Annotated in this window: 13 protein-coding genes, 1 tRNA gene and 1 other RNA gene; 3 read left to right on the top strand and 12 right to left on the bottom strand. The window is 65.7% G+C overall.

What is annotated here, in order from left to right; genetic code table 11:
* Nucleotides 1–88: 88 nt before the first annotated feature.
* The gene (locus CHEID_RS03740; RefSeq protein ID WP_112768947.1) at nucleotides 89–3,229 is read right to left on the bottom strand and encodes a bifunctional [glutamine synthetase] adenylyltransferase/[glutamine synthetase]-adenylyl-L-tyrosine phosphorylase; all 3,141 of its coding nucleotides are present in this window, start codon (nucleotides 3,227–3,229) and stop codon (nucleotides 89–91) included.
* A gap of 8 nt (nucleotides 3,230–3,237) precedes the next feature.
* Nucleotides 3,238–4,578, bottom strand: coding sequence for a type I glutamate--ammonia ligase (gene glnA, locus CHEID_RS03735; protein ID WP_112768946.1), 1,341 nt, complete (start codon nucleotides 4,576–4,578; stop codon nucleotides 3,238–3,240).
* A 120-nt stretch (nucleotides 4,579–4,698) separates the two neighbouring features.
* Between glnA and panB the strand changes: the two genes are divergently transcribed.
* Nucleotides 4,699–5,619: a 3-methyl-2-oxobutanoate hydroxymethyltransferase gene (gene panB / locus CHEID_RS03730; protein ID WP_273661286.1), complete on the top strand. Its 921-nt coding sequence runs from the start codon at nucleotides 4,699–4,701 to the stop codon at nucleotides 5,617–5,619.
* 103 nt (nucleotides 5,620–5,722) lie between these two features.
* Here the strand turns inward: panB and CHEID_RS03725 are convergent, their stop codons facing one another.
* The 6 genes from CHEID_RS03725 to CHEID_RS03700 form a co-directional block, all read right to left on the bottom strand.
* Nucleotides 5,723–5,896, bottom strand: coding sequence for a hypothetical protein (locus CHEID_RS03725; RefSeq protein WP_181645915.1), 174 nt, complete (start codon nucleotides 5,894–5,896; stop codon nucleotides 5,723–5,725).
* A gap of 99 nt (nucleotides 5,897–5,995) precedes the next feature.
* Entirely contained in the window at nucleotides 5,996–7,477 is a 1,482-nt protein-coding gene (locus tag CHEID_RS03720; RefSeq protein WP_112769538.1) for an RNB domain-containing ribonuclease, read from the bottom strand.
* A 34-nt stretch (nucleotides 7,478–7,511) separates the two neighbouring features.
* An RNA gene (gene rnpB, locus CHEID_RS03715) (RNase P RNA component class A) lies at nucleotides 7,512–8,034 on the bottom strand.
* 90 nt (nucleotides 8,035–8,124) lie between these two features.
* A complete protein-coding gene (locus tag CHEID_RS03710; RefSeq protein ID WP_202973255.1) occupies nucleotides 8,125–9,282 on the bottom strand; it encodes a bifunctional RNase H/acid phosphatase in 1,158 nt (385 codons plus the stop codon).
* 48 nt (nucleotides 9,283–9,330) lie between these two features.
* Entirely contained in the window at nucleotides 9,331–10,041 is a 711-nt protein-coding gene (locus CHEID_RS03705; protein WP_112769540.1) for a zinc ribbon domain-containing protein, read from the bottom strand.
* Entirely contained in the window at nucleotides 10,038–11,171 is a 1,134-nt protein-coding gene (locus tag CHEID_RS03700; RefSeq protein WP_273661282.1) for a Nif3-like dinuclear metal center hexameric protein, read from the bottom strand. The genes CHEID_RS03705 and CHEID_RS03700 overlap by 4 nt, the downstream gene beginning before the upstream one ends.
* A gap of 102 nt (nucleotides 11,172–11,273) precedes the next feature.
* Between CHEID_RS03700 and CHEID_RS03695 the strand changes: the two genes are divergently transcribed.
* Complete coding sequence (locus CHEID_RS03695) at nucleotides 11,274–12,020, top strand: HAD hydrolase-like protein (RefSeq protein WP_112769541.1); 747 nt, start codon at nucleotides 11,274–11,276, stop codon at nucleotides 12,018–12,020.
* Here the strand turns inward: CHEID_RS03695 and CHEID_RS03690 are convergent.
* Together CHEID_RS03690 and CHEID_RS03685 are read right to left on the bottom strand one after the other, a co-directional pair.
* Entirely contained in the window at nucleotides 12,017–13,084 is a 1,068-nt protein-coding gene (locus CHEID_RS03690) for an SURF1 family cytochrome oxidase biogenesis protein (RefSeq protein ID WP_112769542.1), read from the bottom strand. The genes CHEID_RS03695 and CHEID_RS03690 overlap by 4 nt on opposite strands.
* Nucleotides 13,085–13,180: 96 nt before the next feature.
* Nucleotides 13,181–13,774 (bottom strand): mycothiol transferase, encoded by a 594-nt coding sequence (locus tag CHEID_RS03685; protein ID WP_112769543.1) that lies wholly within the window; start codon nucleotides 13,772–13,774, stop codon nucleotides 13,181–13,183.
* A gap of 35 nt (nucleotides 13,775–13,809) precedes the next feature.
* On the opposite strand from CHEID_RS03685, the gene CHEID_RS10540 reads away from it, so the two are divergent.
* Nucleotides 13,810–14,877 (top strand): helix-turn-helix transcriptional regulator, encoded by a 1,068-nt coding sequence (locus tag CHEID_RS10540; RefSeq protein WP_112769544.1) that lies wholly within the window; start codon nucleotides 13,810–13,812, stop codon nucleotides 14,875–14,877.
* Here CHEID_RS10540 and CHEID_RS03680 read toward each other — a convergent pair.
* Nucleotides 14,865–14,940, bottom strand: a tRNA-Val gene (locus CHEID_RS03680). The genes CHEID_RS10540 and CHEID_RS03680 overlap by 13 nt on opposite strands.
* 133 nt (nucleotides 14,941–15,073) lie before the next feature.
* A complete protein-coding gene (locus CHEID_RS03675) occupies nucleotides 15,074–15,526 on the bottom strand; it encodes a DUF3052 domain-containing protein (protein WP_112769557.1) in 453 nt (150 codons plus the stop codon).
* Nucleotides 15,527–15,612 lie beyond the last annotated feature (86 nt).

Genomic DNA, 15,612 nt, shown 5'->3' with positions numbered 1-15,612 from the left:
GCCGCGCAAGGGTCAGCGCGCATCTACCCCCTTTCCCGCACCTCCAGACCCCCAAGCTCGCGGAACCGACCCCCCCAACGGCGGGGAGCTAGAAGTCGGGCCCCACGTCCTCTTCCCCCCAGAAGATCCGGTCGACCACGCGATGGGCCCGCCGGGTTTTCTTGAGGTAGTCATCCAGGAAGGCGTTGGAATCCTCCGGTGCCCATCCCGCCGCCGCCGCGACCTGTGCCAGCGGTTTGCCCGCGCCCGGGAGTTGGTCCTTGCGCTTTCCCCGCACCAGCACAATGGCGTTGCGGGCCCGGGTTGCCGTCACCCACGCGATCCGCAGGGTTTGCGCGTCCTTTTCGCTGACGATCCCGGCCTCCGCCAGCTCCCCGAGCACCTCCAGCGTGGAGGTGTTGTGCAGCTTGGCAGCCACCTGGCCGTGCAGCATGGTCAGCAGTTGCACGGTCCATTCCACATCCGTTAGTCCGCCGCGCCCCAGTTTGGTGTGGGTGTTGCGGTCGGCGCCCTGCGGCAGGCGCTCGGCGTCCACCCGCGCCTTCATCCGCCGTACTTCCTGCACTTGCTTGTCGGTCGCGCCGTCCTCCGGGTAGCGGAATTGGTCGATCATGTGCAGGAACTTGATCCCGAGGTCCTTGTTGCCCGCGATCCACGTGGCCCGCAGCAGCGCCTGCATTTCCCACGTTTCGCCCCACTCGCGGTAGTAGCGCTCGTAGCTGGCCAGGGATCGCACGACCGGCCCGTTGCGCCCCTCCGGTCGCAGGTCCATGTCCACCGCCAGCGGCGGATCCTGGGAGGGTTTCGCCAGCCGGGAGCGGACGGATTCGCAGATCTTCTCGGCCCACTTCAGGGCCTCGTTACTATCCTTCGTGGCTTCCTGTTCCGTTGTGCTTGCGGACGCCACCCCACCGCGCCCCCGCTCAGCTACCGGCTCCGCGACGAACAGCACATCCGCGTCGGAACCGTAGCCCAGTTCCGCCCCGCCAAGGCGCCCCATCCCGATGACGGAGATGCAGGCCGGGGCGTTGCGGGAGTTCTCGTCCTCCCACGCCTTGATCTCCGCCTCCAGGGCGGCCTCCAGCACGGCATCCCACACCATGGACAGGGACTCGCAGACCCGCTCGACGTCCATGAATCCCAGCAGGTCTGCGGCTGCGATGCGGGCCAACTCCGCGCGGCGGAGGGACCGGGCTGCGGCAATGGCCTTGTCGATACTGCGGTGGCGACGGGCCGCAGCGACTAGGGAGTGCGTCACTACGGCGGCGTCCTGATCCAGCAGCTTGGGCCCGTTGGCGCCGTCGGAGAGCAGCTTGATGGAGTCCAGGGAGTACAGGTAGAGCTCCGCCAGGTAGGGGGAGGTTCCCAGGAGGAACATGAGGCGCTTGCCCACGATGTTCTCGTCGCGCAGCAGGCGCAGGAACCACGCCCTGCCCTCCGCGCGTTCGGAGAGCTTGCGATAGGCCAGCAGTCCCGCATCCGGGTCCACGGTGGCCCCGAGCCACTCCAACAAGCTGGGCAGGATAATGGCCTGCAGCTTCGCCCGCCGAGTGGTGCCGGAGGCCAGCGCGTTGAGGTGCTGGTAGGCCCGCTGGGGGTTTTCGTATCCGAGGGCGGCGAGCTGGCGTTTGGCTGCTTCCGGGGTCAGCCGCACGGCGTCCGCGCTCATTGCGACGACGGAGGACAGAAGTGGCCGGTAGAACAGCTTCGAGTGCAGTTGGTGGATCTGCACGGCGGTGGTGCGCACATCTGCTTCTAACTGCTCCCGCGCCGACTTGCCCCCGGTGGCGCGGCACCCGGAGGTGCGGGCCAACCACGTCAGTGCCGCCTTGTCCTCCTTCGGCGGCAGGGTGTGGGTGCGCTTGAGCCGCATGAGTTGCAGGCGGTGTTCCAGCAATCGCATGAACCCGTAGTTTGCAATGAGGGTGTTACCGTCCTCCCGGCCAACGTATCCGCCGTCGACGAGCGCGTGCAGCGCCTCCACCGTGGAGCGAACCCGCAGGCTCTCATCGGTCCGGCCGTGGACCATCTGCAGCAACTGGACCGCGAATTCCACGTCGCGCAGGCCGCCATTGCCCAGCTTCAGCTCCCGGCGGCGCAGCTCCTCGGGGACGTTGTCGATGACCCGGCGGCGCATGGCCTGCACGTCGGAAACGAAGTCCTCCCGCTCGGCGGCGGACCACACCATGGGGGCCAGGGCCTCCACGTACTGCTGGCCCAGCTCTAGGTCCCCGCTCATGGGGCGGGCCTTCAGCAGCGCCTGGAACTCCCAGGTGGAGGCCCATCGCTTGTAGTAGCTGACGTGGGAATCCAGCGTGCGTACGAGAGCCCCACGCTTACCCTCGGGGCGTAGCGCCGCGTCCACCTCGAAGAACACGCGCGAACCGACGTTGATGAACTCCCCGGCCCAGCGGGAGGCCTTCGAATCTGCGGGTTCCGCGACGAAGATGACGTCCACGTCGGAGATGTAGTTGAGCTCCCGGGCGCCGCACTTGCCCATCGCCATGACGGCCATGCGCGCCGGCTCGGTCTCTTTCTCCTCCCCTACCTTCCCATATACCGTGGCACAAGCCACGGCTAGCGCGGCGGTCAGGGCCGCATCGGCGGCGTCCGCCAACGCACGGGCCACGACCTCAAAATCCAGCGGCTCTGGGTCCTCCTCCCCCCGAATGTGGCAAGTACTGGCCACGTCGTGGGCCGCGATCCGCGCCAACAGCATGCGGTAGGTCACCCGCATGGCGGAATCCCCCTCCATCCCGCTGACGGCCGCCCGGTACACCAATTCCCCGGCGCCCTCTACGCGCTCGGCGCCAACGCAACCGAGCATCGCCGCCATCATCTCCTCCCGCGTCGGCAGGGGCTGTTCCAGGAGCGTCCACTGCTCCGGGTTGGCGACGATGTGATCCCCTAGCAAGGAGCTAGCACCGAATAGTCCGAGGATGCGGCGGCGCAGCGTGGCATTGTCCTCGAGGACGCCCAGCAGCGCGCTGGCCTTGGCGTCCCCGGTGATCTTCCCCGCCTTCTCCTCGGACTGCAGGGCCTCCACCAACCGCACCACATTGTTCAGCGCCAAATTGGGATCACCCACGCTGGACAGGGCCCACAGGACGGGAACGTGCCGCTCCTCGGTCCACCCCAACCGAGTGAGATCCTCCTGCGCTCGGGGTCGGGTCAGCCCGAGTTGTTGGACGGAGGGAACAATCTGGCGCGAAGTGCGGGGGCGGTTCATAACGTCTCTTAGAACTCCAGGTTGCTGCGCAGTTCCCACGGGGTGATCTGGGACTGGTACTCGTGCCACTCGCGCCACTTGTTACGCAGAAAGAACTCGAAGACGTGCTCGCCCAGGGCATCGGCCACCAGCTCGGACTTCTCCATAGCCCGCAGGGCGTGATCGAGGTCCGCCGGCAAATCCTTGTACCCGGCGGCCATACGCTCGCGGCGGGTCATCATAGACACATCCACCTCAGCCGGGGCGGAGAGCTCGTACCCCTCCTGGATGCCCTTGAGGCCCGCAGCCAGCAGCACCGCGTAGGTCAGGTAGGGATTGCAGGCGGAGTCCGGGGTGCGGACCTCCACCCGGCGGGAGGCGGCCTTGTTCTGGGTGTACATGGGTAGGCGGATCATCGCCGAGCGGTTGGAGGCCCCCCAAGAGGCCGCGCGTGGGGCCTCATCCCCGCTGGTCAAGCGCTTGTAGGAGTTGACCCACTGGTTGGTCACCGCAGAGATCTCGCAGGAGTGCTCGAGGATGCCCGCGATGAAGGACTTGGCGGTCGTGGACAGACGGTACTCATCGTCCGGGTCGTGGAAGGCGTTCTCATCGCCCTCGAACAGGGACAGGTGGGTGTGCATCGCCGAACCGGCATGGTCGCTTAAGGGCTTGGGCATGAATGTCGCCCGCACCCCGTTGCGCCGGGCCACCTGCTTGATGAGGTAGCGGAAGGACATGACGTTGTCCGCCATCGACAGCGCATCGGCGAACCGCAGATCGATCTCCTGCTGGCCCGGCGCGGTCTCGTGGTGGGAAAATTCGACGGAAATGCCCATCCGCTCCAGCGAGTTGATCGCGTCTGCGCGGAAATTCGGGGCCTCGTCGGTGACCGCCTGGTCGAAGTACCCGCCGGAATCCGCCGGAACCGGGGGGTAGCCATCCGTCTCCACGCTGCGGACCAGGAAGAACTCGATCTCCGGGTGCACGTAGCAGGTGAACCCCGCCTGCCCGGCCGCTTTCATCTGGCGGCGCAGCACCTGCCGCGGATCGGCCCAGGACGGTTGGCCGTCAGGGGTGGTGATGTCGCAGAACATGCGGGCCGACAGGAAGCCGTCCTGCTCCGTGTTGAAGGGGAGGATCTGAAAGGTGCTCGGATCCGGGGAGGCGATTGTGTCGGACTCCGAAATGCGGGAGAACCCCTCGATAGCGGAGCCGTCGAACCCGATCCCCTCGGCAAAGGCTCCCTCGAGCTCGGCCGGGGCGACGGCCACGGATTTCAGATAGCCCTGAATATCGGTGAACCACAGCCGGACGAAGCGAATGTCTCGCTCTTCGAGGGTGCGCAAGACGTATTCCTGTTGGCGACTCATAAGCAACCATCATAGGCGTCGGCCGGGACCCGCGATGGCGGTGTGAGCCACGTGTGCCGCAGTTGCTTTCCCCGCCAAGGCGCTGAAACCGTTTTGGGGGGGCATGGCACAATCGACGCCATGCCTTCTGCCCCGCAGCAAGCCCAACCCGCGCAATCCGGTTCGGCGGGAACCGGCCAGCCCCAGCCCACGGCGAACACACCCGCCCCCCGCCCGGAGCCGTCCGGCTATCTCGTGCCCACCAAACAGGTCCGGCTCGCGGATCTACAGGCCAAGAAGCGGGATCGGACCCCCTGGGCCATGCTCACGGCCTACGATTACTCCACCGCCCGGGCCTTTTCCCAGGCAGGCATCGAAGTGCTCCTCGTGGGGGATTCCGCCGCCAACGTCGTCTTCGGGTATCCCTCTACCCAGCAAGTTTCCTTGGAGGAAATGTGCTACCTGGCCGCCGGTGTGGTTCGCGGTGCCGGGAACAGCTTCGTCATCGTGGACTTGCCGTTCGGAACGTACGAGGCTTCCGACGAAGCGGCAGTGTCCTCTGCCACGGAGATGCTGCGCCGCAGCGGGGCTCACGCCGTCAAGATCGAAGGGGGCCAGCGGATGGCTCCGAGGATCGCGGCGCTGAAACAGGCTGGGTTGGTCGTGTGCGCCCACGTTGGTTTCACCCCGCAATCCGTCAATACCCTCAGCGGCTACCGGGTCCAGGGGCGCGGCGATTCCGGGGCTCAGGCTCTGCTCTCGGATGTCTCGGCCGTCGTCGAGGCCGGGGCGGACCTTGTCGTGCTGGAGATGGTGCCCGCCGATGTGGCCCGACAGGTCACCGAGCGCTTCCCCATCCCCACTGTCGGCATCGGGGCAGGGCCGCACTGCGATGCGCAGGTGCTGGTCTGGCACGACATGGTGGCCTTCCCCCAGGACGGGCATCGCCCCCGGTTTGCTAAGCAGTGGGCTGAGGTCGGCGCGGATCTCGTTGGCGCTGCGAGTGCGTTCAAGCGCGAGGTTGCCGAGGGGTCCTTCCCCGCTGAGGAGCACAGCTTCTAACTCCCCCGGCCGTTGTCAGCCCGGCCGGTGTTCCCGGTTGGGCCGTAGTTGCCCGTAGTGCCCGGATTTCCGGAACCCGGCTTAGCGGTTCATCGGCCGCTAGCTAGTCGTCTTCCTCGTCGTACTTATCGGCCGCCTCGTTGCGCTGCTTGGCGATCTCCAGCGCGTTTTCGGCCTCCTCCTTCGAGTCGTAGGGCCCCATGCGGGTCTCAAATCCGCCGCTAACTCCCAGGGAAACCTGGCGAGTTTCGGTGTCGTAGTACCACTTATCGCTCATGGGTGCTCTGCTCGCTTCCTGCGTTGGCGTTGAAGTAGTTGTCTGGCTTCGAGAGTAACCGAGTCCCCCGCACCACAGCATTACGCGGGGTGCGCCGTTCTAGTCGGCGGGCCAAGCGAAACGCACGCTACGTTGCTTAGCGTCCGCACTGACCAAGGTCACATCGGTCTGGCTGCCTTCTGCAGGACGCCCGGAGCACGGCGCGGTGACCGGTGGTTCCGAAATGAACACGTCCGCTGTCTCCTTGGCCGCATGTAGGACAGCCGCGGCGAAGTTGTGCCCCACCCACGGTTGGAGCGCCACGGCCTCCGTGAGGTCCAGGCAGGCGCGGTCCACCTTGTTCGCCAGGGAGGTGGAGAATCCCATGGTCTCTACGACCTGCTGGTAGCCCCGGACGACCCAGTCTGGCTCCGGTTTTCCCGAGGCGATGGCCAGGCAGATTTCCATGGCATAGCGGTCGACGAGTCGGCGCAGCGGGGCGGTGACGTGGGCGTAGTGGCCCCCAACGCCGGCATGGATGGGCACGTCCGCCGCGTCACCAGAAGCCGCCGATTTGGAGCCCCGTTGGGAGCTATCCCCTACTCCGAAGGCGTAGTAGGAGGCCCCGCGTAGTAGGCCCTGGGCATCACGCATGAGAGCCATGCCCTGCGGGGAGGAAGCATCCACGCGGTTGAGTAGCTCCCCTACGGACTCCTGGGCGCGGTGGAAACCCAGTGCGGCGGCGGCCGTATCGAAGCCCGCGAGCTGCTTCGGGCTGGCCGGGGGCAGGGTTCGCACCAGGCCGCGGCCGGCCCGCACCATCATGGCGGCGGCGCACATCCCGGCCATGAGGGAGACTTCCGCGTTGTAATCGTTCATCGGCTCGCGTGGGTCGATGCTCAGCCGGTAGGTGCGGGCGGCGGTGTGCGGGATGCTTTCCTCCGGCTCCACAGAGATGCTGGGGAGCCGGAGGTTGATGGCGTTGCGGCGCTTATCGGAAGACATGCGGGCTCTTCCCACTGCGGGCAGGTCCTCGATTGCCGGATGCAATTGCCCGGCCAGCCGGTCCCGCTCCACCCCGGCGTAATCGAAGCGCGCCACAGAACGCACCGTCGCCCGGTACACGTCAAAGGAGTCCACTTCCCCATCCGGGCGCACATTCATGTCCCACACCACCGCTGGCCGCACCTGATCGGGCAGCAGGGAGGCGGAGCCCTCGGACAACTCCGGCGGATGCAGGCGCACGGATCCATCCGGCAAGTACACGGTTTGCCCGCGGCGTAAGGACTCCCGCTCGAGGGCGCCGCCTGGGGTTACGAACGCGGCGACGTCGGCAATGGCATATCGGACCCGCCATCCACCGCCAGCAGCGTCCCCACCGCCGACACCGGCGAGTGACTCGATGTGCACCGCCTGGTCCAAGTCCATGGATCCGGGAGGATCGATGGTTACGAAGGGCACCTCGGTGCATTCCTTTCGCCCGTCCGGGTAAAGGTCCTGGGCGCGAGCGGCCTCCTCCGTCACATCCGGGGGGAACTTCTCCGGGAGGCCGAATTCGGTGTGGATATCGCGATAGCTCAGGGCGGCGGCGAAAAGCTTCATGCCCACCAGGGTGGCACATGGCGAACGAGCTTGGCGGTTGAGAGGGCCTGTGAGCCGGATTCTGTCCTACCCCCGCGCGCCCAGGGCGCTCGGGGGCGAGGTGGCCATCCATCTGGGCGTTCCATCGCTGGGCGCCTCAAGCGGTCTACCTGCCCTTCGTCGGCGGACGAGCAGCCCATGAGGGCACAGCCCCACCCCCGTTTGTTCGTCCGCGACAGCCCCGGCCCGAAGGCCGCGGTTGTCACCGACCGGCAGTGGAGCCACTTGACCTTGCTCCCGGTGGGGTTTACCTAGCCGCGACGATCACTCGCCGCGCTGGTGCGCTCTTACCGCACCCTTTCACCCTTACCAACCACCGCAGTGGCTGGCGGTCTACTTTCTGTTGCACTTGCCCGCGGGTCACCCCGGGTTGCTGTTAGCAACCACCGTGCTCTGCGGAGTCCGGACTTTCCTCGACACTCGGCATACCGGCCGTTGGCTCCCCCTGTCTCGCCGCGAGCGGCGATGGCGGGAACTAGGCCACGCGTTCCGTGCGCCGCGACCACCCGGCCCTCTCAACGCACCGTTAGCCTAATCCGCCCCGCGCGCGGGGGGCAATCAGCGGCGTTCCCCAAGCCTGTCTGCCGCGCCCCGTCACTCCGCCGCCGCTAGTCGAGATCCTCCAGGTAGTGGGCGTCGTTCATCAGCATCAGTGTGGGCCGACCGGCCAACCGGACCACCGTCAGACTCGCTAGGTCCAGGTGGGTGCGTCGGTACACGGAAGCGTCGCTTCCCAGGCAGCACCGAACCATGCTCTTGATGGGCATCATGTGGGTCACCACCGCCACCGTGCGACCCGCGTGATCCGCGGCAATGCGCGCCATCGCCTGGGTCACGCGCCGGTAAAGGGCGTCCACAGATTCCCCTCCGTGTGGAGCTTGGGAAGGATCGGCCATCATGGCGGTGAACTCCTCGGCATGCTGCTCACGAACCTCGCGAAAGGTCTTCGCCTCCCACCGCCCAAAGTCGATTTCGCGCAGGTCGGGGTCGCTATCGATGCTCGCCGGGGGGATCGCACATGCCCGCGCGACGTGCTCAGCCGTCTGCCGGGCGCGGATCATCGGGGAGGCCACAATCGCATCCACGGCAAAGCGTTTGGCCAAGTACGCTCCGGCGAGCTCGGCCTGCCGATGCCCGCGTTCGGTGAGCTCGGGGTTGGAAACGCCGGCGAATCGACCCTCCACACTCAACGGATTCTCACCGTGCCGCAGCAGCAGCAACTGCGTGGGCCGCTGCTTAGCCGGCGTAGGCCGCGCGGTCTCCCGCTGCTCCGGCTTCTCGCGCCGAGGGCCATCCGGGCCTTCCGACCCACTCTCACGTCGATCCATAGCCCTATTGGCCAGCTCATCGGCCCGCTTGTTCTCCGCGCGCGGCACCCACTCGAAGGTGACATTGCCCAGCCCCCGCCGGATCCCCTGGGCCTGTTGGGCGAGCTCCTTGAGCGCGGCGTTCTTGATCTTGAACCGGCCGTTCATCTGCTCCACCAGCAGTTTCGAATCCATCCGGACGCTCACGTCCGCCGTCTCGGCCCGCTCGCCCAGCCGCTGGGCAACCCGCCCGGCCAGCTCCAAGCCGCCGATGAGCCCCCGGTACTCCGCCACGTTGTTGGTGCCCCGCTGAAGATAGTCCCACCGGGCCGCGAGCTCCGTACCGTCCTCCGCGTACACCACGGCACCGGCCCCCGCGATGCCCGGGTTCCCCCGGCTGCCCCCGTCGGTGTTGACGATGAGCTTCACGTCCGTTCCACGACCTTTCTGCTGAACCAATCTCCGTGTTCTACCGCCCCATCGGCGGGAGCACTGCTGGCGCTCGGTTTAGGTGGCGTCCACAAGAAGAAACACCCCGCACTCCGGGCACCGCGGGATTTCGTTGATGGTGGTGTGCCGCACCATCTTCATGCTGGCGGTATCCAGCTCCATGAAGCAACCCTGGCAGGTCCGGCCATGCAGCGGGGCCGCGCCAACCCCGTGCTCTCGCTCCTGCGCGTCATAGGCCTCCAGGATCTCCTGCGGCAGTTGTTCGCGGGCGCTGGCCACGCGGGCTTCGGCGGCGGTGATATCGGCCCGCAGCGCGGATTCGGCGCGGGCCAGTTTCTCGCTGGCTTCCGAGAGGTCCTCGTGCTCCTCAACCTCAACCGGTTCGTGGAAGAGGTTGTGGGTGTGCTCCATGTGCTGCAGTCGGCTCTGCAGTTCCTCCAGGCGCGTTTCCGCTGCGGCGAGGTCATACTTGAGCTCCCGGCGCTTCTCGCGGTCAATCTCGGCGGATAGGGCTTTGACGTCGGCTTTCTTCCGCTCCGCGAGCTTGGCGACGTCTTGCCGCATACGTTCGAGGTCCTGCTTTTCCTGGCGCTGTTCGGCACGGTTGCGGGCCGCTTCGTTGCGGGACTCGATGATGTCCTGCTTGGCGCTTTCGTACTCCTTGCGCTCGGGGAGCTCCACAATCCGGGCGCTGAGGATGGTTAGCTGCTCACTGCTGCTGGCGAGGGTAGCCAGCGCGCGGCGTTGTTCGGGGGTGCAGTGCATCATTTCTCCTCGTGTATGGTCCACGGGTCGGTCACCAGATCAATCACCGTTGTGCGTGCTCCGGTTTCTTTTTGTACGACGCCAGCAGCCTGCTCGCACCAGGGGAACTCACTGGCCCAGTGGGCCGTGTCGATGACGGGGCACCCCCCGGCGCGAAGGTGCTCGTCGACGGGGTGGTGGCGCAGGTCGGAGGTGACGAAACAGTCCACGCCGAGACGGCGGACCGTATCGAGGAAGCTATCCCCGGCCCCACTGGCCACGGCCACAGTGCGCACCCGCGCGTCGGGGTCCCCAGCGGCACGGATACCCCACGCGGTTCGGGGCAACCGCTCGGCAACGCGCTGGGAGAATTCCCGCAGGCTCATGTCGCGGTCCAGTTCCCCGACCCGCCCGATGCCGAGGTCCGCGGTGCCGGTGTGGGTGGTGAGCACGTCGTAGGCCACCTCCTCGTAGGGGTGGGTGCGCTTGAGGGTCTGGCGCAGCTTTTCCCGCAGGCGTTTGGGGGCCACGAATTCAACACGGAGTTCCTCGACGGTTTCCAACTCCCCCGCGCGGCCCGTGTGCGGTTGTGCCGCCACCATTGGCCGGAACTGGCCGGTGACGGGATGTTGTGCGCTGGCGTGCTCGTAGTGGCCGATGGTGCCGGCACCGCCGGCGAACAGGGCTTGCTTGACCTCCTCGGCGTTTTCCGGTGGAACGGTGAAGCCCCACTTGTCCATGGGTTCCTCGATGGGCCGCAGTGGTGCGCCGGGGGTGATGCCCAGCAATTCCGCCAGGCGGTCGTTGACCCCGGGGCGGGCGGCATCCGCATTGGTGTGCGCGGCGAACAGTGCCACGCCCTCGCGGATGAGGCGGTGGATGATCTGGCCCTTCGGGTGATCGGCGGGAACTCCGGTGACCCCGCGCAACAAAAGTGGGTGATGAACCACCAGCATGTCTGCGCCGAGCTCGATGGCGCGCTCGGCCACAGCATCGGTGCAGTCCAGCGCGAAGGCCACGGAGGAGACGGCCTCGCCTGGGTCCCCGCAGATGAGTCCGACGGCGTCCCAGTCCTCCGCGAGGTGGGGAGGATAGGCACGGTCCATGGCGGCAACCACATCCGCGACGGTGACCTGCGATGTTTCTGCTGGCACTGTGGTTTTCCCTTTCTGCGGTCCCGCACTGGGTGGGTGGGGCTCGGGGATCCGCGCGTCTTCGGTTGCGTCCAGGGTAGCGATTTCTGACACACTGGAGCGGTGCAAAAGATTCTGCTAATAGACGTAGATGGCACCCTCATTGATTCCTACCCCGGTATCCGGGAGAGTTTTATCGAGGGGCTCGAGGCCGTTGGGGCGCGGGTTCCGGGCGAGGATGTACTGCGCCACATACCGGGCCCACCGATGATTGAAAACTACCGGGATCTTGGCTTGGAGGGGGAGGATTTGAGCACCGCCATGGACACTTACATCTCCAGCCAACGCTCGGGCGCGTGGAAGAACTGCGAGGTCTTCCCCGGCATCCCCGAGCTGCTGCGCACGTGGCGGGACGAGGGGTTCATCCTGGCGACGGCCACGAGCAAGGCCGAATCCTCCGCGCAGCGGGTGCTCGAGCACTTCGACCTGCTCGGCTACTTCCACGTTCTCGGGGCCGCGGAGGAGGCCGACAAGCCCGGCCGTTCCCGCCAGAAGAAGGACGATGTTATCGAGCACACCCTCGGGCTGCTCCGAGACGTCGAGGGGGCCCCGTTAGTGGGCGGAGAGGTGGATCCCAGCCAGGTGCTCATGATCGGGGATCGTAAGCACGACCTGGAGGGGGCAAAGAAGTTCGGCATCCAGGCTGCCCTCGTGACCTGGGGATATGGCTCCGAGGAAGAGCACGCCGCAGCCGCATTTACCGCCCGGGATGCTGAGGAGCTCGGTGGCGTCGTTGATGAATTTTCCCAGGAGACCAACACCCACGCGGCCGGAACACCGGCCGCGGTGACCCGGGTGACGGCTGGTTAAAACCTTTCCTCGTTACCGGGGGTTTTGGAGCGCCCGAAGCGACTAGGCTTGCGCTGCGTACCGTAACGATCCTGCAGCTTCAGCTCGGTTGCGGCGTCGTGGGCTGACTTTTCCCGGACACCCGGCTCCCGGAGTTCCCCGTCCGTCGCTCCGTATTCCGCGGGCGATGCGACCCCGGGTTGGTCCGCGACGCCGGGCTGTCCTGCACCACCGAGGTATTCGGCAGCCCCGCCCAGAGCCTCGCGCTCCTCCCGCTCGCGCCGACGCTCCCGCAGCTCGGAGTAGACGAACCACCCCAGCCCCAGCGGCGCGATGATGCCGAAGGCGATCCACTGAATGCCGTAGGACAGATACGGCCCCGCGTCGAGCTGCGGGAGTGGAATGGGCCGCACTTCTTGCCCGGTCTCCCCCCGCTGGGCGGACTGGGTGGCCAGGGCGTGGGCGCTACCGTCGTCTAGTTGAATGTAATCCGCCGCGAGTGCTAACCCGCTGGTCTGGCCGATATTCTTAGGGTCGATGCTATTCACCAAGCGGTGGTGCCCACTGGTCGCTTCGGAACCGGGCTGTGCGGTCTCGGGCATCTGGACGAACCCGGTGACGGTCGTCGGCTTGGCGCTCGTGGGAGCGAATTCCGGTACTTCTGAACCGTTTTTGCTTTCCACCCAACCGCGGTCGACGAGGATGTTTGGGCCACCATCAACCGCAAACGGGGTGAGAATGTGGAACGCCGGGGTGGAGTTCACCGGCCGGTTGCGCAGCAGCACTTCGGCGTCCGGGATGAAGTGCCCCTGGAGTTTCACATGGGTCCACTCTGCCCCCTCCCCCGCGCTGCTGCCATCGCGCGGTAGCACGTCCGTCACGGGCACCGGATCCTTGGTCACCGCCGAGGACAGCCGGTCGTTGCTGGCGGACCTCCGCTCATTTTTGCCTAGTTGCCAGGGGGCGAGCACGCTGAAAGCGAGGTAACTGAAGGCGATGACGAGTACGACCGTGAGGGCCCATCCGGGGGTGAAGAAGCTCCGCCATCCTCCTCGGCTCGTTCGGGGCTTGCGGGTTGTTGCCATTTTTTCGGACGCCACCTACCTCATCTCCCGCCGCACGGCGGTCTGTTCGCAAGCCACTGTAGGCCTCCGTCGGCGGGAAGAACAAAGGTGGGCTGGTCAATCTCCTGCGGAATTCCCGCGACGATTACCGGGGTTCCACGGCTGGATGTACTTATTCCCGGACCGACCCGCCACGGCAAACTGTAGAGGCATGGCGGTGGCGCCGTCGATCTGTTCGCGAATGATGTCAGCGTGACCCGCGTGCCTGGAGAACTCTAGAAGGGCGCGAGAAAAGAAGAGGCGACGAGAGGTCTCAACCGGTTCGAAAATGTCCACCCATGGGAACGGTCCAGCCATCGCACGCTCATCTGGGTCCATGGACCCCATCAGTTGCATGTAGCGTTCCCTCGTCTGGTCGAACTTCTGGAGCAGGTACTGAATGTCCTCCTCCTCGTTGGGCACGAAGCTGTTCGCGAATTCCATAGCTCCCTCTTGGGAGCCGGGTTCCGCTTTTCGTTCTCCCATCTGGTCGACCATCACCCAGGTTGAGTGCTTCAGAATCCCGGACACGCTGAGGTCCGACCGGCAAGGTGTGCACCGTGCTTGCTCATCAGAAAGACCGAAAGCAGCGTTGCGTATCCCTTCGAGTGCCTCGCCGAGGGCGAGCACGTAGTTCTGGGTTTCGTTAACTGTGGTGGGTAACACCGGCATTCCTCCTTCTTGCGGCGGGCCGTCTGACCCGATCGATGTGTGGCTTCCAAGACCATCTGTGGGGAAGCTCCGCCTCCAGAGGCTGGCAGGTGAGGAGGACAGATCTTGTCCGCTACGTGTGTGACGATGGGCTCATGACTAGCCCGACCCACAGAGCAATCGCTCTACTCAGCCTGTTCTCGGTTGCCCAATGCTGGAGCGGAGCAACACTGGCGGATCGGCTCAGGGTGAGCTCAAGAACCATTCGGCGCGATGTGAACCGTCTCCGCGATATGGGGTTCCCAATAGAAGCTGAGCAGGGCCCCGAGGGCGGTTATCGGATGAGGACAGGCGGAGACCACTACCTAGCCGTTTTGGACGACGCTCAAAGCGTCTCCGTAGCCGTCGCTCTGCTCCAGGCTGCCGCCGGTGCCCCTGTGACTAGTACCGCAGACTCCCTTCGGGCCATCGAGACCTTGCAGCACCTGCTACCGAGCTCGGTGCTGTCTTCCGTCAAGTCGGTATACGCAGCTTCCGGGACTGTCGACGTAGGCTGGAATGTACCCCCCGACACCCGTCTCATCGCTGAACTCGCTGCAGCTTGCAACCGGAAGGTGCGCGTCCGTTTTCGCTATTGCGATTCTCGCGGCAGGGTTAGCAGCCGGGATGTTGAACCTCTCCGCATCCTCACAACTGGAAACGCGTGGTATTGCGTAAGTTTTGATTCCAATCGCCAGGCACTACGATCCTTCCGCCTTGACAGAATCACGGAGCTCACCGTCACCACGTTCCGTGCTGAGCGCAGAGAGCTTCCGGATCCCGTTCGCTACCTTCAGCAGAATCTGACAGAGACCCCTCGGTGGCCAGTCTGGGCCCGGGTGCGTTACATCGCACCGCTCGAAATGATTGTCGGTGAGGTCCCGGGGATATACGGCTCGTGCCGGTCTGCCGAAGACGGTACGACCGAAGTCACCGCCGGTGCTGAAGATTGGGACGCGCTGGCGGGTCACCTAGCGCTCATAGCAATCAAATTGGGCGTGACGATGCAACCCATTTCCCCACCCGAGTTTTCCGACGCCCTTGTTCGCATCGGCCGACGAATAACGTCCTTTGGTGCGCCCTGACGGGTTCGAACCGCCGACCTGCTGGGTGTAAACCAGCTGCTCTTCCAGCTGAGCTAAAGGCGCGTGAAGCGTGTTGCAGTGTAGCACGCCCCCGGGAGGGGCAAGAAGAAGCGGCCCCGGCGGACACTACCGGGGCCGCAATGGCGCAGATCTGATAGCGGGTTCCTGCCTTCGGTGTACGTTGGCGCCTCCTCTGCTAGCGCTTCTTACCCGCCTGCACGAGGCAAGCCCCCTGCCACTCCCCTAGCCGCTCGGAACTGGTCTGCACCATGCCGGCCAGTTGCGCGGACTCTGCGACATCCCCGGGCTGCACCGTCCCTGCCGCTCCCGCCGCAGGGGTGAGCAGCCAAATCCGGCCGTCCTCCCCTAAGTTCCGGGTGGCATCGACGAGCCCGTCGACTAGGTCCCCGTCCTCCGCTCGCCACCACAGCAACACAACATCAACCATCTCGTCGGTATCCGCGTCGAGGAGAACCTCGCCGATCCGATCCTCGAGCGCCTCGCTGATGCTGCTATCGCAGTCTTCGTCCCAGCCCAATTCCTGGACCACTTCGTCCTGTGCCACGTTGAGGATGGCAGCCCAATCGTGACCGCCCTTTGCGTCTGCGCCGTGACCGGCACCGTTGTCTGCTGTAGCGCGCGGGGCCATCGTCGGGGCCATTCCCACTGTCGCTTCGTACCTTTCCTTGGTGGGTTGAGAGGTGTTCACCTGTCCCAGGGTAAGGGGTTGCCAGC

It is taken from the genome of Corynebacterium heidelbergense (genome assembly GCF_028609845.1).
Classification (GTDB): Bacteria; Actinomycetota; Actinomycetes; order Mycobacteriales; family Mycobacteriaceae; genus Corynebacterium; species Corynebacterium heidelbergense.
The sequence above is the reverse complement of the archived record's forward strand: the minus strand, read 5'-3'. Positions and strand labels throughout refer to the sequence as shown.

Bases quoted from the DNA above. Each gene is read 5' to 3' on its own strand.
- CHEID_RS03740 (WP_112768947.1), bottom strand. From the start codon at position 3,229: ATGAACCGCCCCCGCACTTCGCGCCAGATTGTTCCCTCCGTCCAACAA.
- glnA (WP_112768946.1), bottom strand. From the start codon at position 4,578: ATGAGTCGCCAACAGGAATACGTCTTGCGCACCCTCGAAGAGCGAGAC.
- panB (WP_273661286.1), top strand. From the start codon at position 4,699: ATGCCTTCTGCCCCGCAGCAAGCCCAACCCGCGCAATCCGGTTCGGCG.
- CHEID_RS03725 (WP_181645915.1), bottom strand. From the start codon at position 5,896: ATGAGCGATAAGTGGTACTACGACACCGAAACTCGCCAGGTTTCCCTG.
- CHEID_RS03720 (WP_112769538.1), bottom strand. From the start codon at position 7,477: ATGAAGCTTTTCGCCGCCGCCCTGAGCTATCGCGATATCCACACCGAA.
- CHEID_RS03705 (WP_112769540.1), bottom strand. From the start codon at position 10,041: ATGATGCACTGCACCCCCGAACAACGCCGCGCGCTGGCTACCCTCGCC.
- CHEID_RS03690 (WP_112769542.1), bottom strand. From the start codon at position 13,084: ATGGCAACAACCCGCAAGCCCCGAACGAGCCGAGGAGGATGGCGGAGC.
- CHEID_RS03685 (WP_112769543.1), bottom strand. From the start codon at position 13,774: ATGCCGGTGTTACCCACCACAGTTAACGAAACCCAGAACTACGTGCTC.
- CHEID_RS10540 (WP_112769544.1), top strand. From the start codon at position 13,810: ATGTGTGGCTTCCAAGACCATCTGTGGGGAAGCTCCGCCTCCAGAGGC.
- CHEID_RS03675 (WP_112769557.1), bottom strand. From the start codon at position 15,526: ATGGCCCCGCGCGCTACAGCAGACAACGGTGCCGGTCACGGCGCAGAC.